The sequence below is a fragment of the Rhodospirillales bacterium genome (genome assembly GCA_016699855.1).
In the GTDB taxonomy this organism is placed as follows: Bacteria; Pseudomonadota; Alphaproteobacteria; order Reyranellales; family Reyranellaceae.
Genome location: CP064988.1, coordinates 4,355,695 through 4,375,905, shown reverse-complemented (window position 1 = coordinate 4,375,905; position 20,211 = coordinate 4,355,695). Strand labels below are relative to the sequence as shown.

Here is a 20,211-nt window from a genome sequence, read left to right as displayed (position 1 = left end):
TCCGGACGCGCGGCCCGCCACGCCACGGGATTGTGGCGAAATGCGGCGCGGACGCCGGCAGCGCCGCTTGCAGGCGGGGTATGCGGTCTCCCCCGGACGCGGTGCCCGTCCCATAGGACCGAAAATCGTCTTATGGGACGGGCACCGCGTCATCCTCCGGAAAGACCGGCGGTGGTATGCGGCGGCCAGGCGCGGCGTTGACGTGGCGCTTGCCTCGACCCGGACGGACCACCCTCGGGCTCACAGCTTCTTGCGCACGATGTAATCGACGCTCCACGGGCCGCCGCCGACGCAGGACAGGTGGAGGAACACGAAGCAGTACAGCGCGGCCAGCTCGCCGCCGTTCAGGATCGGATAGAAGCCGCGTGGCGCGTGCGCCATGAAATACGCGAACGCCATAAGGCCGGAGAGGATGAAGGCGACCGGCCGCGTGAACAGCCCGGCCACGATCAGCGCGCCGCCGACGAGTTCGAGGACGCCCGCGACGCCCGACGGCGAGAATGTCTGCAGCTTGTCGAACATCGGCATGTGCGGAATCTTAAGGAACTTCGCCGTGCCGTGCTGCAGGAACAGCAGCCCGGTGGCGACGCGCAACGCGCTCAGCGCGTGCGGCGCGAAGGCGGTGCGGATGGAATCGATGCTCATGGCGGGGCGTACCCTGTCTGGATGGCTGCCTCTCGGCGACGCCCGCCATCCTAGCGCGATTCCCGACGCTTCCGAATCCCCCGGCGGGTCGAACTGTCGGCGCGGACGACGATGACCGCGGCCGTCGCCATGCTTGCCCCTGGTGGCGACAGGCCCATCGACAGCGCGTGGATCCCTCCGTGCGCTCGCACGGCTATCGCAAATCGCCTCGCGATCCGGTTCGCCCGGAGATCGCGCGCGTCGTTGCGCCCCCTCGCCTAACCTCTCCCCCGATAGGGGAGAGGAACATGAATGCAAGGGCTCGCCTTCCGTCGCGCCTCTCCAGCCTCTTCCGCCTCTCCCCCGGCGGGCGAGAGGTCGGGTGAGGGGTCGCCGTCCGTGAGGCGACGCCGATGTCCGATCGACGCGCTAACGGACCAGCCGCGCGCTTGCGTCGAGCGGCATCGCGGTCCGCTCACCTTGGCGCCATGTGCGTGAGGGTCATGACGCCCTCCTTGACCGTCCATTCGCCGGTGGCGTTGCACGTCTCGCCGCGCGCGCGGCAGCCATCGGGACAGCCGGTCACGCCGCTCATGTTGGCGCCGCACCAGTCGACGCAGTACCGGATGCACCGTGAGCAGGTCTCGCCCTTGGTGGCGCGGACGCGGACGGGGGCCGGCGGTTTGGCGGGCGCCGGCGCGGTGGACTGCGCGGCCGGGGCCGGCGCCACGGCCGCGCCAATCGTAACCGCGGGGGCGGCGGCGGCCTTGGCAGCGGGAGCCGTGGCGTTGGCGGCGGGCGTGATGGCAGGCGACTGAGCCGCGGCGGCGGGCTTCGCGGCCGGCGGCGTCGCGGTAGCGGGCGCGTGGGCCGGCAACGGTCCGGGCATCGACGCCACGGTGGTCGCCGACGCAGGTGGCGGCCGCGCGGGCGACGCGGCGGGCGCGCTTTGGGACGCGGCGCCCGGGGCGGTCGTGCCAGCCTAGCCCGGCTCGGTGGTCTGCTGGCAGGCGGTCAGGACCGCGCAGCACGCGACGACGCAACCGACGATCCAACGCATGTCGACCTCCCCGTTCCGCGCCGTCGTGGAATGTACGCGGCGACGACGGTCGCCGCCAACCTGGTCCCGCCGGCAGACGCCGCCCGCTCAGCGTCCCTTCGCCTTCCGCCACACCGCGAAATCCGCCTTGGACCGCTCGTCGGTCGGCGGGTAGAGGCCGAGGATGGAGCGGCCCTCCATCACCTTCTCGGTCACGAAATCCTCGAACGCCGTCATCTCGACAGCCTCCTCGGCGATCTCGTCGGCGAGATGGGCGGGGATCACGACCACGCCGTCGGCGTCGCCGACGATGGCGTCGCCCGGCCACACCGGCGCGTCGCCGCAGCCGATCGGCACGTTGATGTCGACGGCCTGGTGCACCGTGAGGTTGGTCGGCGCCGACGGGCGCACGTGGAACGTCGGGATGTCGAGCTTCGCGATCTCGGCGGCGTCGCGGAAGCCGCCGTCCGTGACCACGCCGGCGACGCCGCGCTTCATCAGCCGCGTGACGAGGATCGAGCCGGCCGACGCCGCGCGCGCGTCCTTGCGGCTGTCGATCACGAACACCGCGCCCGCCGGGCAGTCCTCGACCGCCTTGCGCTGCGGGTGGCCGCGGTCCTGGAACACGGTGATCGGATTGAGGTCCTCGCGGGCGGGGATGTAGCGCAGCGTGAACGCCTCCCCGACCATGGTCGGCTTCGAGGGATCGAGCGCCCGCGACTCCTGGATCATCTGGTTGCGGAATCCGCGCTTGAACAGCGCGGTGCAGATGGTCGCGGTCGAGACGGTGCGCAGCTTGTCGCGGGTTCCGGGCTTGAGCGGCATCGGTCGTCCTCCGGCAGGGGTCGGCAAGCGGCGGGCGCGGCGTCCCTCATCTGGCGCGCGGCGCCGGATGAGGGGTCATCATGACGGCGGGCAAACCGCTAGTGGATCTCCGGCTCGCGCACCGCGGCGCCGAACTTCGTCTCCAGGAAGTCGAAATCGCAGCCGTCGTTGGCCTGCTTGATGTGGCGCGAGAACATCCAGCCGTAGCCGCGCTCATAGCGCACCGGCGGCTTGACCAGCGCGGCGCGGCGCGTGGCCAGCTCGGCCTCGGAGACCTCTAGGTTCAAAGTCCGCGCCGGCACGTCCAACGTGATGCGGTCGCCCGTGCGCACCAGCGCCAGCGGCCCGCCGACGTAGGATTCGGGCGCCACGTGCAGGATGCAGGCGCCGTAGCTGGTGCCGCTCATGCGCGCGTCGGAGATGCGGATCATGTCGCGCACGCCTTGCTTCACCAGCTTCGTGGGGATCGGCAGCATGCCCCATTCCGGCATGCCCGGACCGCCCTGCGGACCCGCGTTGCGCAGCACCAGCACGTGGTCGGCGGTGACGTCGAGGTCTTCGCGGTTGATGTTGGCCTTGAGGTCGGCGTAGTCGTCGAACACCAACGCAAGGCCGGTGTGTCGCAGCAATCGCGGCTCGCATGCCGACGGTTTGATGACGCAGCCGTCGGGCGCGATGTTGCCCTTGAGAACCGCCAGCGCGCCCTCCTGGTAGATCGCCTTGTCGAGCGGGCGGATGACGTCGTCGTTGTACACCTTCGCGCCGTCGAGGCTGTCGCGCCACGCCGCGCCGGAGACGTTGATCTGCGACAGGTCGAGGAAGTCCTTGAGGCGCGACATCAGCCCGAGCAGGCCGCCGGCGTAGTAGAAGTCCTCCATCAAATACGTGTCGCCGCTGGGCCGGATGTTGGCGATCACCGGCACCTTGCGGCTGACGGCGTCGAAATCCGCCAGCCCGATGTCATGGCCGGCACGCCGCGCCATGGCCAGGAGATGGATAACGGCGTTGGTCGAACAGCCCATGGCCATCGCCACCACGATGGCGTTGCGGAATGCGCCCTCGGTGAGGATCCTCGCCGGCGTCAGATCGTCCCATACCATGTCGACGATCCGCCGCCCGGCGGCCGAGCACATGCGGATGTGGTTGGAGTCGGCGGCGGGGATCGACGAGGCGCCGGGCAGCGACAGCCCCAGCACGTCGGCGAGCGCCGTCATGGTCGAGGCCGTGCCCATGGTCATGCAGACGCCGTAGGAGCGCGCGATGCCGACCTCCATCTCGCCCCAGTCCTTGGCCGAGATGTTGCCGGCGCGCCGCTCGTCCCAGTACTTGAAGGCGTCCGAGCCCGAGCCCAGCGTCTTGCCGTGCCAGTTGCCGCGCAGCATCGGGCCGGCCGGCAGATAGACCGCCGGCACGCCGGCGCTGGTGGCGCCGAGGACCAGTCCGGGCGTGGTCTTGTCGCAGCCGCCCATCAGCACGACGCCGTCGACCGGCTGCGAGCGGATCAACTCCTCCGTCTCCATGGCGAGGAAGTTGCGGTAGAGCATGGTCGTGGGCTTGACCGTGCTCTCCGACAGCGAGATCGCCGGCAGCTCGAGCGGGAAGCCGCCGGCGTGCAGCACCCCGCGCTTGACGTCGTCGACCCGCGACTTGAAGTGCGCGTGGCACTGCGCGAAGTCGGACCAGGTGTTGACGATGCCGATGATGGGACGGCCGGCGAACTCCTCCGCCGCGTAGCCCATCTGGTTCATGCGCGAGCGGTGGCCGAAGGAGCGGAAATCGTCGGGCGCGAACCAGCGCGCGCTGCGCAGGCTGTCGTAGGACCGCCGTCCCGGCTTCTCGGTGCCCATGGTGTTCCTCCCCGTCGTGCGCGCGCTTTCGTCGATTCGAGGGCGCGTCGGCGACATCGCGTGGCCGGGACGAAGCCCCTCATCCGGCGCTACGCGCCACATTCTCCCCCGAAGACGGGGAGAAGGGATGGACACGTCGTCCCCTTCTCCTCCGTCTTCGGGGAGAAGGGGCCCGAAGGGCGGATGAGGGATTTGCGCTACCGCACGCTACCCGATCACCGCCGTCACGTCGCACTGCACCAGCGCCTCGCCGGCGCCGGTCAGCGCCTGGGTGTGGCGCGCCGGCCGGGCGGCGGCGTCGGGGAACATCTTGACCCACTCCGCGTTGATGGCGTCGCGCTTGTGCGGCTCGCGGATCCAGAAATTCATCTTCAGGATGTCCGACGTCGTGCCGCCGGCCGCCTCGACGATCGCCTTGGCGTGGCGGAACAGGCAGGCGAGCTGCGCGTCTATCGACTCCGGCACCTTGCCGGTGTCGGGGTCGCGCGGGCCGATGATGCTCGACATCAGGACGTTGCCGACCACGCTGGCGGCGGGGATCGGATTGCTGTGGCCGAATCCCTGGATCTCGATGCTGCGGCGCTTGGCCATGGAATGTCTCCCTCTCGATGTCGGACGAACGGCGCTCAGGCCGGCTTGGCGTCGCGGATGGCGGCCCAGACGCGGGCGCTGGTGGCGGGCATGTCGAGCTCGCGCACGCCCAGTGGCGCCAGCGCGTCCATGACGGCGTTCATCACCACCGGCATGGCGCCGACCGTGCCCGCCTCGCCGGCGCCCTTGGCGCCGAGCGGGTTGAACTTGGTCGGCACCGGGTTGCTCTTGATCTCCATCGACGGCAGCGTGTCGGCGCGCGGCATGGCGTAGTCGAGGAAGCTGGCGGTCATGAGCTGCCCCGACTCGCGGTCCCACACGACCTGCTCCATCAGGATCTGGCCGACGCCCTGGGCGACGCCGCCGTGGATCTGGCCCTTGAGGCCGATCGGGTTCATCACCGTGCCGACGTCGTCGACCACCGCGTAGCGGTCGAGCCTCACATGTCCGGTCTCCGGGTCGATCTCGACCTCGCAGACGTGGCAGCCGTTGGGGAACGTGTCCCGGGTCGGCAGGTAGGTCGCGTTCTCGTAGAGGCCGCCCTCGAACCCGGCCGGCAGACGCGGCGGCTGGAACGCGGCGACCGCGACCTGCTTGAGCGTCACCGACTTGTCGGTGCCGGCGACCTTGAAGACCCCGTCGGCGAACTCGATGTCCTGCGCCCCCGCCTCCAGCAGGTGCCCGGCGATGCGCTTGCCCTTCTCGATCACCTTCTCGGCCGCCATGTACAGCGCCGAGCCGCCGATCACGGTCGAGCGCGAGCCGTTGGTGCCCATGCCGAAGGCGACGCGGTCGGTGTCGCCGTCGATGTACTGCACGTCGTTGGGATCGATCCCGAGGCGCTCGTTCAGGATCTGCTTGAACATCGTCTCGTGGCCCTGGCCCTGGTTCTTGGTGCCCATCAGCAGCGCGGCGCTGCCGCTGGGATTGAACCGGATCTCGGCGTATTCCGGCTGCGCGGTGCCGGCGGCCTGCTCGATGGCGTTGACGATCCCCAGGCCGCGCAGCATGCCGCGCGCGCGCGACTGCGCCTGCCGCGCGGCGAAGCCGTCGACATCGGCCAGCTTCAACGCCATGTCGAGGTTCTGCTCGAAGGCGCCGCAATCGTAGTACGGGCCCAGCGGGCTCTGGTACGGCAGCGCGTCCGGCGCCAGCATGTTCTTCCGCCGCAGCTCGATCCTGTCGACGCCCATCTCGCGCGCCGCGTCGTCCAGCAGCCGCTCGATCAGGTAGATCGCCTCCGGCCTTCCGGCGCCGCGGTAGGGCGCGGTCGGGTTGGTGTTCGACAGCACGCCCACGATGTTGAGGTAGCCGACCGGCAGCTTGTAGACGCCGTTGACCGTGCCGATCATGCCGAACGGCGACAGCAGGTTGCGGTCGGAGCCGACATAGGCGCCGATGTTCGCCAGCATGTTCAGGCGCAGCGCGAGGATGCGGTGGTCGGCGTCGAAAGCGACCTCGAGGTCGCCGATGTTGTCGCGGCCGTGCTCGTCGGCCATCACCGCCTCGGAGCGCTCGCAGGTCCATTTCACCGGCCGGCCGAGCTTGCGCGCCGCCCACAGCACGAGGCGGTGCTCGACGTACTGCCAGCCCTTGGTGCCGAAGCCGCCGCCGACGTCGCCGGCGATCACCCTGAGCTTGCTCTCGGGCACCTTGAAGACCATCTGCGCCAGCATGTTCCGCACGCGGTGCGGATACTGCACGTCGGCGTGCAGCGTCAGCCGGTCCTCGCCGGGGTCGTAGACGCCCAGCGCGCCGCGCGGCTCCATGTACTGGGCGTGCACGCGGGTGACGACGTAGCGGCGGCGCACCACGCGCGCGGCCTTGGCGAAGGCGGCATCGGTGGCCGCCTTGTTGCCGCGCTCGACGAAGTTGGAGACGTTGTCGGGGCACTCGTCCCACACCGCCGGGGCGCCGGGCTTGACGGTGTCCTCGGTCGCGGTGACCGACGGCAGCGCCTCGTAGTCGACCTCGATCAGCTCCATCGCGTCCTTGGCCTGCGCGATGGTCTCGGCCACGACCATCGCCACCGGATCGCCGACGTAGCGGGCGCGGTCGACGACCAGCGCCGGCCGCTGCGGCGCGAACATCGGCGAGCCGTCGGGACGCTTCCGCGGCATCGCCGCCTTGGGCATGCCCAGCCCGTCGGCGGCGTAGTCGGCGCCGGTGTAGACCGCCAGCACGCCGGGCGCGGCGCGGGCGGCGTCGACCCTGACCGCCTTGATCCGCGCATGCGCGTGCGGCGAGCGCAGCAGGACGGCGTGGGTCTGCCCGTGCAGGTTCACGTCGTTGATGTAGCGGCCCTTGCCGCCCAGCAGCCGGCGGTCCTCGAACCGCAGGACGGGTTGCCCGATACCGTATTTCGCCATCGCCAAACTCCCAGGTCCCGCCGCGCGCGCCCTACTTTACCGCGTGCGCCAGCGGCTTCCACTTCGCAAGATCGGACATCACGCGGGCGCGGAACGGCGCCGGCCCGTCGGCCAGCACGTCGTTGCCGAGCTCCTCCAGCTTCGCCTTGACCTCCGGCCGCTCGGCGGTCTGGCGGATCGCCGCCGCCAGCTTGTCGGTGACGGCGGCGGGAAGGCCCGCCGGCGCGGCGTAGCCGAGCCACGACACGACGTCGAAATCCGGCACCGTCTCGGCGATCGCCGGCACGTCGGGCGCGAAGCGGGAACGCTCCTTCGACGTGACCACCAGCGCCCGCAGCTTGCCGGCGCGCACGAGCTGCATGGTCAGCGTCAGCGTCGAGACGTGGATGTCGAGCTGTCCGGTCGTCAGGTCGGCCAGCGGCTGCGCCAGCCCGCCGCGGTAGGGCACGTGGACGACGTCGATGCCGACGCGCGCGCGCAGCAGCTCCATCGCCATGTGCAGGGTCGAGCCGATGCCGGAGGAACCGTAGGACAGCTTGCCCGGCCGCGCCTTGGCCTCGTCGACGAAGTCCTTGAAGGTCTTGAACCGGGAGTCGGCCGGCACGACGAAGTTGAACGGGAAGCGCGTCACCAGCGAGATGAAGGCGAACTCCTTGGCGAGATCGTAGGGCAGCGCCGGATCGGTCGCCGACACCACGGCCTGCCCGCCGGTCATCATGTAGAGCGTGTATCCGTCGGCCGGCGCCTTGGCGACCTGGGCGGCGGCCAGCCGCTCGGCCGCGCCGGGCTTGGGATCGACCACGATCGGCACGCCGAGGATCTCCGTCAGCGCCGGCGCCATGTGGCGCGCGATCGTGTCGGGGTTCGATCCTGCGGCGTAGCCGTGCACCACCTTGATCGGCTGCGACGGATAGGCGCCCTGCGCGCGCGCGCCGGGGACGAACAACGCCGGCGCGGCGGCCGCGACCAGCGCGCGACGGGTGACAACATGCTTCATCTCTGTTCCTCCCCGCTCAGCCCAACGGCCCCTGGAACGTCTGGTCGGCGTAGGTGTCCGACATCGGCTCCAGCGTCTCCGGCCACGCGCCCTCGACCTTGCGCCGCAGCGCCGCCGGCCGCGGCTTCCCGTCCCAGCCGACGCGCTCCATGTAGTAGTACAGCATCAGGCAGTGGCCGGCGGGATCGACGACGTGCGCGGCGTAGTCGACACCCGGATACAGCTCCGGCGGAATCGCGTCGGTGAACGTCGCGCCCTCCGCCTTGAGGAACGCCACCGCGTCGCGCAGCTGCCGGTAGCTGCCGACCTCCATGCCCATCGACGCCACGCTGGTGCCGGGGTTCAGCCCCAGCTCCGTCCGCAGCGCCTTGGGCAGCAGCGACAGGCTGTGGTGCTCGGCGCCGTTGCGCAGGTAGACGCAGCGGTGGCCGCGCCAGACGACCTCCTCGGTGCGCGTGAAGCCCATGGTGGCGGTGTAGAAGGCCTCCGACGCGGCGACGTCGGCGACGAACAGGCTCATCGGGCCGATGTTGGTGATCTTGAACGGCCGCTTCAGGCGCGTGCCCTCGACCACGTGGTCGCCGGCGCCGATGTCGCGCACGGCGTAGCCGGAATGCACGTCGATCCCCTTCCCGACCGCCTCGCGCAGCTCGTCGGCCTCGGACATCTGCGGCAGCTCCGGCCGCTCGCGGAAGCCGCGGTAGTACATGTCGACGGGCTTGCTGCGCGAATCCCAGCCGATCTGCTCCATCCCGTAGTAGAGCTCGACGGTGTGGCCGTCGGGATCGCGGATGTAGGTGTGCCAGTTGCTGCCGGGCATGTCGCGGCCGACGCGCCGGATCTCGACCTGGTGGTCGGCGAAGTAGTCGGCGGCCTTGAACACCTCGTCCATCGACCCGACCTGCCAGGTGATCTGGTTCACCGTGACGTCCTTGGACACCGCGTCGTCGCCGAAGATCGCGCCCAGCGTCTTGTGCGCCAGCAGGAAGGCGTGGTGGTCGGCGCCGTGGGTCATGAACACGATGCGCGGATCGGTCAGGCGCTTGGCCATCTCCTCGCGGCCCGGGATCTTCGACAGGTCGCGCTCGTCGGTGATCCGGAAGCCGAGCAGCCGGCCGTAGAAATCGATCCCGGCGCCGAGATCCTCGACGTTGAAGCCGAAATGGCCGAGGCGGCGGATCTTGAACGGCCGCGGATAGCGCACGCCGCCGACATCGTATGTTCCATTGGCCTTCATGGCGGGTCCCTTCCTCACAGACCGAGATAGGCTTCGCGGATGCGCGGCTGGCGCGCCAGCTCCGCCGGAACGCCGGACGCCACGATGCGGCCGTGCTCCAGCACGTAGGCGCGGTCGGCGATCTCCAGCGCCTTGGCGACGTTCTGCTCGACCAGCAGGACCGACACGCCCTCGGCGCGCACGCCCTTGATGATCTCGAACATGTCGTCGACGATGGTCGGCGCCAGCCCCAGCGACGGCTCGTCGAACAGCATGATGCGCGGCCGCGCCATCAGCGCCCGGCCTATCGCCACCATCTGCTGCTGGCCGCCGGAGAGCAGCCCGGCCGCCTGGGCGCGCTTGTCGCGCAGGATCGGGAACAGCGAATAGACCCGCTCCAGCGTCGCGTCGCGGTGCGCCCGCGCCGCCGGCAGGTAGCAGCCGATCTCGAGGTTCTCCTCCACGGACATGCGCGTGAACAGGCGCCGCCCCTCCGGCACCAGCGCGATGCCCTGGGCGCAGACGCCGTGCGGCGGCACCCCGGCGAGGTCGACGCCGTCGAACCGCAGCGTGCCCGACCGCCACCGCATCAGCCCGGCGATGGCGTTGATGAGCGTCGTCTTGCCGGCGCCGTTGGGGCCGATCACCGACACGATCTCGCCGGCGCCGACGTCGAGCGTGGCGTCCCACACCGCCGGGGCGTCGCCGTAGGCGATGGCGAGCGCGCGGGCCTCAAGCGCCATAGGACTTGCCCAGGTAGACCGCGACCACGCGCGGATCGGACATCACCTCGCGCGGCGCGCCCAGCGCGAACAGGGCGCCCTCGTTCAGCACGGCGACGCGGTCCGAGAGCTCGACGACGGCGCGCATGAGATGCTCGACGAACACGATCGTGGCGCCGCGCGCGCGGATGCGTCGGATCAGCGCCACGGCGCGGTCGACCTCCGACGGATTGAGACCCGACAGCACCTCGTCGAGCAGCAGCAGCTTCGGACGCGCCGCCAGCGCGCGCGCGAACTCCAGGAACTTGCGCTCGTGCAGGTTCAGCTCGGCCGGCAGCGCCGCGGCGCGGGCGCGCAGCCCGGTGAAGTCGAGCCACGTCATCGCCTCGCGCCGCGCCGCCTCCAGTCCGAACGCCTCGCGCCCGAACGTGGCCGACAGCGCCACGTTGTCGAGCACGGTCATGTGCGCGAAGGGCCGCGGGATCTGGTAGGTGCGCGCCACGCCCAGCCGCGCGATGGCGTGCGCCGGCGCGGCGCCGATCTCGGTGCCGGCGACCTGGATCGACCCGGCGGTGAGCGGGAAATGCCCGGTGACGACGTTGATCAACGTGGTCTTGCCCGATCCGTTCGGCCCGACCAGCCCGAGAATCTCGCCCTCGCGCACATCGAGGGTCACGTCGTTGAGCGCCCGAAGGCCGCCGAAGGATTTCGACGCGCCGCGCACGGCCAGCGCCACCGGCGCGTCGGGCCCCGGCGCCGCGACCGGCGCCGGTGGATCGTCGATCTCGACGGCGGCCGGCGGGTCTGCGGCGACCGCGGCGGGCCGGGTGCCGCGCTGGCGCTTGAGCCACGCCTGGACCGCGGGCACGACGCCCTCCGGCAGCGCCAGGATCGCGACGATCAGGGCGAACGCCACGATGGCGCGGCCGACCATCGCCATCTCGCCGCCGGTGAAGGCGTAGAGCGAGGCGCCGATCGCGACCGCGCCGACCGCCGGTCCGAGCCAGTGCCGCGCCCCGCCGAGCACGCTCATCAGCACGACGTAGAGAGGCACCGTGATGCCGAAGGTCTCGCCGACCGTGAGGAAGCCGACATAGACGGCGTGCACGCCGCCGACGGCGCCGGCGATGCCGGACGACAACGCCAGCGCCGTCAGCTTGTAGCGGCAGGTCGGCACGCCCTTGACCTCCGCCACGTCCTCGTCGTCGTGGATCGCGGCGAGGCCCATGCCGAGGCGCGAGCCCCAGACCCAGCGCGTGATGGCGACCGTCGCCACGCACAGGACCAGCCCCAGCAAGTAGATCGTGCCGCTCTGCGACGGCAGCAGTTTCGGCACCGGCACGCCGCTCAGGAACACCCCGCCGCCGCCGTCGATCGGCGTGTTGAGGATGACCGTGGCGACGATGAACGTGACCGCCAAGGTCAGCAGCGCGAACAGCTCGCCCCGCAGGCGCTTGAGCCGGAACACGACGGCGCCGATGGCGACGCCGAGGGCCGCCGCCACCGCGGCCGCGACCGGCAGCGTCGCCAGCAGCGGCACCTCGAACTTGGTCGCGAGGTTCGCGGTGGTGTACATGCCGGCGCCGAAGAAGGCGGCGTGGCCGAAGCTGAAATAGCCCGCGAATCCGCTGAGGATCGCCCAGCTCGTCGCCAGCGAGATCCAGAAGAACAGCATGTAGAGGAAGGAGTCGTAGAACGCCGGGAATCCGGCGGTCGGCAGGACCGCCAGACCGAGCGCGGCCGCCGCCGCGACGCCGGCCGGTAGCGCTGTGCGCGGGTTCATAGCCAGTCCGGCTCCCACAGCAGCAGCGCGATCAGGGCCGAGAACGAGATCACCGGCGCCCAGGCGGGGCTCATGAACGCCATCGCCACCGATTCGCTGGCGCCGATCAGCAGCCCCGCCACCAGCGCGCCCAGCGGATTGCCGACGCGGCCGATGATCACGACGGCGAACACCACGCCGAGCCACGCCCACACCTGCGACGGCGCCAGCGTCGAGATCAGCGCGATGAACGCGCCGGCGACGCCCGCGTACGAGGCGCAGACGCCCGACAGCAGGTAGGACAGCCGCTTGTGGTCGACGCCGTAGGCGGCGGCGATGTCGGGATCCTCGGCGCTGGCGCGCAGCGCCTTGCCGACATAGGTCCAGCGCAGCCACGCCCACGTGCCCCAGGCCAGCACCGCGGCGGCGACGCAGGCCGCGAGATCGAGCACCGGCACGTAGAGCGGCCCGATACGCAGCGAAGCGCTGGCGTACTCCGTTTCCAGCCGGCGGTAGTCGGCGGTCCAGTACCATTGCAGACCGGACTCGACGATGACGCTGAAACCGAAGGTGACCAGCAGCGACGCCAGCTCGCTGACGCGGAAGCGCAGGAACACCCAGTGCTGCGCCACGCCGAGGCAGAAGAACAACGGCACCACCAGCGCCGCCGCCCACCATGGCGCCAGATGCCAGCCGACGTGCATCTGGTAGACCAGGTACGCGCCGAGGAAGGCGATCGCGAAATAGCCGAGGTTGACGAGGCGCAGCAGGCCCCAGCTCAGGCTCAGGCCGAGCGCCAGCAGCCCGTACAGCCCGCCCATGAGCAGACCGGAGACGAGCGCCTGGCCGACGACGGTCGCGCTGGGCATCGCGGCGTCCTTGAACGGAGCGGACGGACCGACGCTACGGCGCGATCAGCTTCACGCCCGGCGCCGCGAACTCCTTCGGCCACACGACCTTCCACTTGCCGTCCTGCGCCTGCTTCACCAGCTGGGCCGCGTCGCCGTGGTTGTAGGCGGCGTCGAACCGCAGCTTGCCGTAGATCGTGGTGGCGCCGTTCTTCTTCAGCCACGCCGCCATCGCCTTGTCGTCGAGGCTCTTGGCGCCGTTCACGGCCTGCTCGAGGATCTGCCAGGCCGAGAACATGCCGGCGGCCTGGGCGTCGAGGTCGGCGTAGACCAGCTTCGCCTTGGTCGCCTGCTCGCGGTAGCGCTCGGCGATGCGGCGCACGCCCGGACGATCGAGGAACGGCGCGTCCGGCTCGAGGAAGGTCGACGACAGCGCGTTCTTGCCGTCCGGCGACACCGCCAGCGGCCCCGGCGCTGGATAGAGGTGGAAGTGGCTCTTCGGCACGTAGTCGAGCTTCTTCAGGGCCTCGAGCAGCATGTTGCTCTCGAGCCCCAGCGAGCCGACCCAGAGGAAGTCGGCGTTGGCGTCCTTGACGCGCGCGGCGATGGCGCCGAAGTCGCGCGCCCCGAACTCGTACTCGAGGTACATCACCACGTTGAGGCCGCGCTCCTTGGCGACGTCGCGCGTGCCCTCGGCCATGAACTGCGCCGACGGGAACTTGCTGGTCAGGATCGCCACGGTCTTGGGCGGCGTCGGCCCGCTGGCCACGGCGTCGAACACCACCTTCGGATAGGACTTGTTCGGCTCCGGCCCGAACGGAGTCGCCGGGAAGGTCAGCTCGTAGTTGGCCAGCCGCGGAATTCCCATGCTGCTCTGGATGTAGAGCTTGCCGTAACGCTGCGCCACGCCCATGCCGGCGAGGATCGGCGCGGTGGCGTACGGCCCCATGATCAGATCGACCTTGTCGACCGTGATCAGCTTTTCGTACAGGCTGCGGCAGACCTCGGGCTTGGACTGGTCGTCGAGCAGCACGTACTCGACCGGCCGCCCGAGGAAGCCCTCGCGCGCATTGATCTCCTCGACCGAGATCTCGGCCGCGATCTTGTGGATCAGCGCGGTCTGCGCCAGCGGCCCGGTCAGCGACAGCGTGCCGCCGACGCGCACCGGCTTGCCCGACGGCGCCGCCCGGCCGGCGCCGGAAAGCCCGACCGAGGCGGCGCCCGCCAGCCCGGCCAGAACGTGACGACGACGCCATTGCCCAGTGAAACCGGTCATCGCTTCCCCTCCATCGCCATCGCCGCTTGGCCGCGACGACGTCGCGGCCTGCGGTGACCTTCGTGTTGCCGGGGATCGTGGCCTCGGAAAATCGATTTGTAAACCGATGATCGATAGTACATAAAAAAATCGACGCCGCCGCCGTCCGGCGGCCCGGTCATCCACGGGGATCGCGGTGCCACAGACCCGAATCGCCAAGACCCTCGCCGAGGAGGTCCATCTGCGCGTCCGCGCGGACATCCTCGGCGGCCGCCTGCTGCCCGGCCAGAAGCTGCGCCTCGCCACGCTGTGCGACGAGTACGGCGTCAGCCTGAGCAGCGTGCGCGAGGCCCTCACCCGCCTGGCGGCGGAGAAGCTGGTGCGCGCGCAGCCGCAGCAGGGCTTCACGGTCGCCGCGCTGTCGGCGCCGGAGCTGCGCGACCTGACCTTCGTGCGCATCTCGATCGAGAGCGTGGCGCTGCGCCGCTCCATCGAGCTGGGACGGGTCGAATGGGAATCGCGGCTGGTCGCCAGCCACCACACGCTCTCGAACACGCCGGTGCGCGACGCCGACGATTCAGGGCGCCTCAGCGAGGCCTACGCCGCGGCGCACGCCGAGTTCCACGCGGCGCTGACCGGCGCCTGCGGCAGCCCGATGCTGATCGACCTGCAGCGCTCGCTCTACGACGCCTCGGAGCTGTACCGGCGCCTGTCCTATCTCATCAATCGGCGGCGGCGGAACAAGTCGGGCGAGCACCGCGCCCTGATGGAGGCGGCGCTGGCGCGCGACGCGGACCGCGCGGTGGCGCTGATGACCGAGCACTACGAGAGCACCACGCGTACGCTGGTCGAGGCCGGCGCGCTGGACCAGGACGGGCTGGGCGACGCCGCCTGACCGGCGCGCGATCATTCGGGGGAGGGGAAACGGGATGGATCTGGGCATCAAGGGCCGCAAGGCGATCGTCTGCGCATCGTCGCAAGGCCTCGGGAAGGCGTGCGCCCTGTCGCTGGCGCGCGAGGGTTGCGAGGTCTTCATCAACGGCCGGAACGCGGCCCGTCTGGAAGCGACGGCCAAGGAGATCGCGGCCGCGACCGGCGCCAAGGTCACGCCGGTCGTGGCCGACATCAACACCGAGGCCGGCCGCGCGGCGCTGGTCGCGGCCTGCCCCGACGCCGACATCCTCGTGAACAACAACGCCGGCCCGCCGCCGGGCAAGCTGGCGGACTGGGACCACGCCGCCTGGCTGCCGGCGCTGGAGGCCAACATGCTGGCGCCGATCCTGCTGATCCGCGCGCTCGTGCCGGGCATGCGGGCCCGGAAGTTCGGCCGCATCGTCAACATCACCTCGGCGATGGTGAAGTCGCCGCGGCCGCCGATGGCGCTGTCGACGACGGCGCGCACCGGCCTGACGGCGTTCTGCAAATCGCTGTCGTCGGAGGTCGCGCCCGACAACGTCACGATCAACAACATGCTGCCGGAGCGCTTCGACACCGACCGCCAGCGCTTCATGGCCGAGCGCATGGTCAAGGAGCAGGGCATCACCTACGAGGAGGCGCGCCGGCAGATCGCGCAGTCGATCGCCGCGAAGCGCTTCGGACAGCCGGTCGAGTTCGGCGACACCTGCGCCTTCCTGTGCAGCGCGCAGGCCGGCTTCATGTCGGGCCAGAACGTCCAGCTCGACGGCGGCTCCTACCACGGACTGATCTGACGCGGTCGGACGCCGTTCGCTTCCGGCGTCCGCACGCCCCGCCTGTCATTCCGCGCGCAGCGAGGGATCCAGCCGCCGCCGCTCGATCCCTCGCTGCGCGCGGAATGACAGGCGTGGTGGCGCGACGGCCGAAATCCGCCTGACCGCGGCGTGCACCGCCCTCAGCCGTTGAACTTGCGCCACTGCATGTAGAGCACGCCGGCCATCACGATGGCGCCGCCGGCGATCTGGGCCGGGGTCGGCTCGAAACCGAACGCCATCGAGATGAGGATCGCGAACACCGGCACGGCGTTCTGCCACAGCGACCCCATCGGGATGCCGAGCCGCGCGACACCGATGTTCCAGGTCACGCCGGCGAGCCCGGTCGCGAAAACCGCCGTCAATGCCAGCCAGCCGATGGTCGCGGCGTCGGGCGCGAGGTTGGGCGGCCCGACGACGCCGGCGGCGCGGCACGCCGCCCAGAACAGGAACAACCAGAGCGTCGCGCCGGACAGCGCGACATAGGTCCGCCGCAGCTGCGTCACCGGCGGCTCGAACCAGCGCTGGGCGTAGATCGAGTAGACCGTCCAGAACACCGTGCAGAGCACGATCAGCGGCTCGCCGCCCTGGAGCGCGAATCCGGCCCCCGGCGCGTCGGCGCGTCCCCATACCGCGATGGCGCCGCCGACCAGCGTGAGCGGCGCCGCGACCCAGAAGCCGCGGTCGAACGCCGCGCCCGTCAGGACCCGCAACGTCAGCGCCGCGTAGACCGGCGATCCGACCATGAACGCCGCCGCCGTGATCGTGTTGGTGTGGCGCAGCGCCAGATTGTAGACGAGGAAGAACGACGCCATGGCGCAGCTCAACATCAGGAAGCGCCGCCACGGCATCGGCATGGCCAGCGCGCGGACGCCCTCGGTCGCGGCGAGGAGGACCGCCAGCGTCAGCGCCGCGATGGCGGTGCGCCACGGCGACATCCAGAACGGATCGAGGACGCGGAAGATCACGGCCGTGATGGGCATGTTGGCGCCCCAGCAGGCGCTGGTGACGACGAACGCCGCCATGCCGACGAGCGCGCCGCCCCGCCCCGTCGCGGCGGTGAGCCGGCTCACGACGGCCGCGCCGAGGCGAGCTGGCGCGTCTGGAGGTAGACGATGCCGGCCACCACCACGACGCCGCCGAGCAGCTGCAGCCAGGTCGGCGGCTGGCCGATCGCCCAGGCGGTCAGCACCGCCACGACCGGCGCGCCGTTCATGTGCAGCGAGGCGACCGGCAGGGTCAGCCGGCTGACGCCGTAGTTCCACAGCAGCACCGCGATGGCGACGCCGAAGACGCAGATCCAGACGAGGTACGCGATGTGCAGCCAGGAGATGTCGGCCGGCGGCCCGCCGGCGACGCCGGCGCCGTAGAGGATCGCGAAGCCGGCCAGCATCCAGACGCCCGCCACCGTCGAGGTGATGGCGCTGAGGCCGATCTGGCCGCGGTCGCCGAGCCATTGCTGGGCGCGGATCGAGTACCATTGCCAACAGATCTGCGCGACCAGCAGCAGCGGCTCGCCGCCCTCGAAGCCCAGCCCGCGCTCGCGGAAGCCCGGCGCGCCGGCGATCACCATCGCGGCGCCGAGCAGGCCCAGCGTCAACGCCACGGGGAAGCCCGCGACCATGCGCGCGCCGAGCAGCGCGCGGGCCATCAACGCGGAGATCACCGGCCCGAGGTTGAGCACGATCGCCGCCGTCACGGGATGCGAATGGCGGACCCCGAAGGTGTAGAGGATCGAGAAGGCGCACATCGCCAGACCGAGCCGCATCAGGCGCCCGGTGGCGATCGGGCGCGGCGCGCCCGATGGCGCGCGCGCCAGCATCCACGCGAACCACAGCACCGGCAGCCCGACGACGTAGCGCAGCGCCGACAGCAGGTAGAGGTCCATGAACTCGGTCAGGACCTTCAGCACCGGCGTCATCGAGCCCCAGATGACGCAGCACGCCAGAAGCCCGGCCGACGCCCACAGCGCCGCCGCGCGCGACCGAACGGGGCCCACGGTCGTCACGCCGCTCCGCGTGGCGCCCGGCGGCTCACGCGCCGCGCCCGATCTCGTCGAGAACCGGCTGGATGAAGCTCTTGAACAGGGCCGGGTTCTCGCTCATCGGGAAATGCCCGAGCCCCTTCATGATCGTGACCCTGGCGCCGGGCACCGCCTTGGCGACCTCCAGCGTGTACTCCGGCTTGCACGAGTAGTCGTACTCGCCGGTCAGCAGGTAGAGCGGGCAGCGCGACGTGTCGATGCGGTGCAGCCGGTCCTTGAGGTCGCCGTCGACGGTGTAGAAATGCAGGTCGCCGTAGAACACGCCCGGCCCGCCCTGCATGTAGTGCCACAGCGTCTCCCAGCGGTGCTCGTCCGGCCCGGTCGGCGCCATCAGCCCGGACACCGCGCCGATCGCCGATTCGGTGTGGTCGACGTCGGGATGGTTCAGCCACGAGATGTCGTAGTAGGCGCTCGGCGTGGCCGACGACTGCAGCCCGATGATGGCGCGGAAGACCTCGGCGTGGTCCGCCGCCAGACCGAGCACGACGCGCCCGCCGATCGAGCAGCCCATGACCACCGGCTTGTCGAGCTCCAGCGCCTTGGCCACCGCGACGATGATGTCGATGTAGAAATCGCGGGTGAGCTTGTACTCCTCCTCGTGCCAACCGGCCGGCGGCGAGGACTTGCCGTGCCACGGCAGGTCGAAGCCGACGACGCGGTATTTCGCGGTGATCTCCGGATCGTTCATCAGCGCTCGGTACTGGCGCGAATCGGAGCCGGCGGTGTGGAGGCAGAGCAGCGGGATGCCGCTGCCGGCCTCCTCGACGAAGATCCGGTAGTCACGGCCCTGGAACGGCAGGCGCAGGTAGCGGCCGAGGACCGGTTCGAAATCGACGCTCATGACGCCCCCCGGTTGCCGCGCAGCGCGCCCATCACGCCCTTCACGTACATCATGTTCTGCCACAGCTTCAGCAGATCGCCCTCGAAGCGCAGCTCCTGCTGGCGCAGCAGGCCGAACAGGTCCTGGTAGAAGGGCGGCGGCACCGGCCGCCAGAACTTCTCCCAGCCCTCCTCCGTGCCGCGCAGCGCGAAGCTCCACGACGCCATGCGGAAGGGCCCGGCCTCGACCTTGTCGATCCGCCCCTCGCGCACGTGCACCAGCCACGCGCGCGCGCCGGCCTCGACGAGGAAGCGCGTCGTCAGCGCCCGCCCGCGACGCACCAGCCGCGCGTCGCCGTTCACCAGATCCGGCAGTCGTTCGAGCATGTCCCCGCCTCCGCCATGCCGCCTCAGGCGAACACCACGACGCCGCGCGCCACCTCGCCCGCCATCATGGCGCGGAAGCCGTCGTTGATCTCGTCGAGCTTGTAGGTCCGGCTGATGAGCCCGTCGATGTTGAGGCGCCGGTTCATGTAGTGGTCGACCAGCACCGGGAAGTCGAGGTTCGGGCGCACCGAGCCGTAGAACGTGCCGGACACGGTCTTCTCGCCGAACACCATCATCAGCGGCGAGTACTGCGCCCGCATCGTGGCCGCGGGCACGCCGACCGTGACGGCGTGGCCGCCCGGCGCCAGGGCGTCGAACGCCAGCGCCTGGGTCTTGTCGACGCTGACGGCGTCGAAGGCGTAGTCGACGCCGAGCCCGCCGGTGAGCTGCTTGACCCGCTCGACGGCGTTCTCCTTCGCGCTGTTGACGGTGTCGGTGGCGCCGAACGTCCGCGCCATCTCCAGCTTGTTGTCGAGCAGGTCGCAGGCGATGATCCGGCCCGCGCCCGACAGCATCGCGCCCTGCACCGCGTTGAGGCCGACGCCGCCGCAGCCGATCACGAGCACGGTCGCGCCGGCCTCGACCTTGGCGTGGCGCGTGACCGCGCCCACGCCGGTGGCGACGCAGCAGCCCACCAGCGCCGCCTGCGGCCACGGCATGTCCTTGCGGATCGGGACCAGCATCTCCGCCGGCACCACGACGTGCTCCGAGAAGGTGCCGATGCGCGCCATCTGGTTGACGCCCGTGCCGCCGTGGCTCAGCCGCAGCGTGCCGTCGAGCAATCCTGCGCCGGGCGAGTTCAGGCGGCCGACGCACAGCACCGTGCGGCCGGCCGTGCAGTAGCGGCACCGTCCGCAATGCGGCCGGAACGAGAACACCACGTGGTCGCCGGCCTTCACGCCCTCGACGCCGGGGCCGACTTCGTCGACGATGCCGGCGGCCTCGTGGCCGGGCACGATCGGCAGCGGGGTCGGCCAGTCGCCGTTCATCACGTGCCAGTCGCTCTGGCAGACGCCCGACGCCTTCATTTTCACGCGCGCCTCGCCGGCCTTCGGCGGATCGAGCTCCAGCTCGACCACCTGCAGCGGTTTGTTGATCTCGAACAACACGGCGGCGCGGGTCTTCATCTCTCGTTCCCT

19 protein-coding genes are annotated in these 20,211 nt (G+C 70.7%); 2 read left to right on the top strand and 17 right to left on the bottom strand.

Translation table 11 applies throughout. The features are described from left to right. Positions 1-240: 240 nt before the first annotated feature. From IPK81_20665 to IPK81_20610, 12 genes are all read right to left on the bottom strand, one after another. Positions 241-645: a DoxX family protein gene (locus tag IPK81_20665; protein QQS11922.1), complete on the bottom strand. Its 405-nt coding sequence runs from the start codon at positions 643-645 to the stop codon at positions 241-243. A 454-nt stretch (positions 646-1,099) separates the two neighbouring features. Next, positions 1,100-1,354: a hypothetical protein gene (locus IPK81_20660; GenBank protein QQS11921.1), complete on the bottom strand. Its 255-nt coding sequence runs from the start codon at positions 1,352-1,354 to the stop codon at positions 1,100-1,102. 417 nt (positions 1,355-1,771) lie between these two features. Next, the gene (locus IPK81_20655) at positions 1,772-2,488 is read right to left on the bottom strand and encodes a ribonuclease activity regulator RraA (protein QQS11920.1); all 717 of its coding nucleotides are present in this window, start codon (positions 2,486-2,488) and stop codon (positions 1,772-1,774) included. A 98-nt stretch (positions 2,489-2,586) separates the two neighbouring features. Continuing rightward, positions 2,587-4,335, bottom strand: coding sequence for a dihydroxy-acid dehydratase (locus tag IPK81_20650; GenBank protein ID QQS11919.1), 1,749 nt, complete (start codon positions 4,333-4,335; stop codon positions 2,587-2,589). 207 nt (positions 4,336-4,542) lie between these two features. Continuing rightward, positions 4,543-4,926, bottom strand: coding sequence for a RidA family protein (locus IPK81_20645; GenBank protein QQS11918.1), 384 nt, complete (start codon positions 4,924-4,926; stop codon positions 4,543-4,545). Positions 4,927-4,961: 35 nt separating this feature from the next. Then, a complete protein-coding gene (locus tag IPK81_20640) occupies positions 4,962-7,295 on the bottom strand; it encodes a xanthine dehydrogenase family protein molybdopterin-binding subunit (GenBank protein QQS11917.1) in 2,334 nt (777 codons plus the stop codon). Between the two features lie 31 nt (positions 7,296-7,326). Continuing rightward, positions 7,327-8,292 carry a tripartite tricarboxylate transporter substrate binding protein gene (locus tag IPK81_20635; GenBank protein ID QQS11916.1) on the bottom strand — a complete coding sequence of 322 codons (966 nt, stop codon included), beginning with the start codon at positions 8,290-8,292 and terminating at the stop codon, positions 7,327-7,329. Between the two features lie 16 nt (positions 8,293-8,308). Beyond that, positions 8,309-9,529 carry a VOC family protein gene (locus tag IPK81_20630; protein QQS11915.1) on the bottom strand — a complete coding sequence of 407 codons (1,221 nt, stop codon included), beginning with the start codon at positions 9,527-9,529 and terminating at the stop codon, positions 8,309-8,311. A 14-nt stretch (positions 9,530-9,543) separates the two neighbouring features. After that, entirely contained in the window at positions 9,544-10,251 is a 708-nt protein-coding gene (locus tag IPK81_20625) for an ABC transporter ATP-binding protein (protein ID QQS11914.1), read from the bottom strand. Beyond that, positions 10,241-12,013, bottom strand: coding sequence for a branched-chain amino acid ABC transporter ATP-binding protein/permease (locus IPK81_20620; protein QQS11913.1), 1,773 nt, complete (start codon positions 12,011-12,013; stop codon positions 10,241-10,243). The genes IPK81_20625 and IPK81_20620 overlap by 11 nt, the downstream gene beginning before the upstream one ends. Beyond that, positions 12,010-12,861: a branched-chain amino acid ABC transporter permease gene (locus tag IPK81_20615; GenBank protein QQS11912.1), complete on the bottom strand. Its 852-nt coding sequence runs from the start codon at positions 12,859-12,861 to the stop codon at positions 12,010-12,012. Before IPK81_20615 ends, IPK81_20620 begins: the two co-directional genes overlap by 4 nt. Before the next feature lie 34 nt (positions 12,862-12,895). Then, positions 12,896-14,116, bottom strand: a complete 1,221-nt coding sequence (locus IPK81_20610) for an amino acid ABC transporter substrate-binding protein (protein ID QQS11911.1) — start codon at positions 14,114-14,116, stop codon at positions 12,896-12,898. A 175-nt stretch (positions 14,117-14,291) separates the two neighbouring features. Between IPK81_20610 and IPK81_20605 the strand changes: the two genes are divergently transcribed. Further along, positions 14,292-14,990, top strand: a complete 699-nt coding sequence (locus IPK81_20605; GenBank protein ID QQS11910.1) for a GntR family transcriptional regulator — start codon at positions 14,292-14,294, stop codon at positions 14,988-14,990. Between the two features lie 34 nt (positions 14,991-15,024). After that, entirely contained in the window at positions 15,025-15,804 is a 780-nt protein-coding gene (locus tag IPK81_20600) for an SDR family oxidoreductase (protein QQS11909.1), read from the top strand. Between the two features lie 161 nt (positions 15,805-15,965). Here the strand turns inward: IPK81_20600 and IPK81_20595 are convergent, their stop codons facing one another. The 5 genes from IPK81_20595 to IPK81_20575 are packed head-to-tail and all read right to left on the bottom strand — an operon-like array spanning position 15,966 to position 20,199. Then, a complete protein-coding gene (locus tag IPK81_20595) occupies positions 15,966-16,895 on the bottom strand; it encodes a DMT family transporter (GenBank protein ID QQS11908.1) in 930 nt (309 codons plus the stop codon). After that, positions 16,892-17,821: a DMT family transporter gene (locus tag IPK81_20590; GenBank protein QQS11907.1), complete on the bottom strand. Its 930-nt coding sequence runs from the start codon at positions 17,819-17,821 to the stop codon at positions 16,892-16,894. Before IPK81_20590 ends, IPK81_20595 begins: the two co-directional genes overlap by 4 nt. A gap of 34 nt (positions 17,822-17,855) precedes the next feature. Further along, positions 17,856-18,707 carry an alpha/beta hydrolase gene (locus IPK81_20585; protein ID QQS11906.1) on the bottom strand — a complete coding sequence of 284 codons (852 nt, stop codon included), beginning with the start codon at positions 18,705-18,707 and terminating at the stop codon, positions 17,856-17,858. After that, a complete protein-coding gene (locus IPK81_20580) occupies positions 18,704-19,072 on the bottom strand; it encodes a hypothetical protein (GenBank protein ID QQS11905.1) in 369 nt (122 codons plus the stop codon). Before IPK81_20580 ends, IPK81_20585 begins: the two co-directional genes overlap by 4 nt. 23 nt (positions 19,073-19,095) lie before the next feature. Further along, positions 19,096-20,199 carry a Zn-dependent alcohol dehydrogenase gene (locus IPK81_20575; protein ID QQS11904.1) on the bottom strand — a complete coding sequence of 368 codons (1,104 nt, stop codon included), beginning with the start codon at positions 20,197-20,199 and terminating at the stop codon, positions 19,096-19,098. Positions 20,200-20,211 lie beyond the last annotated feature (12 nt).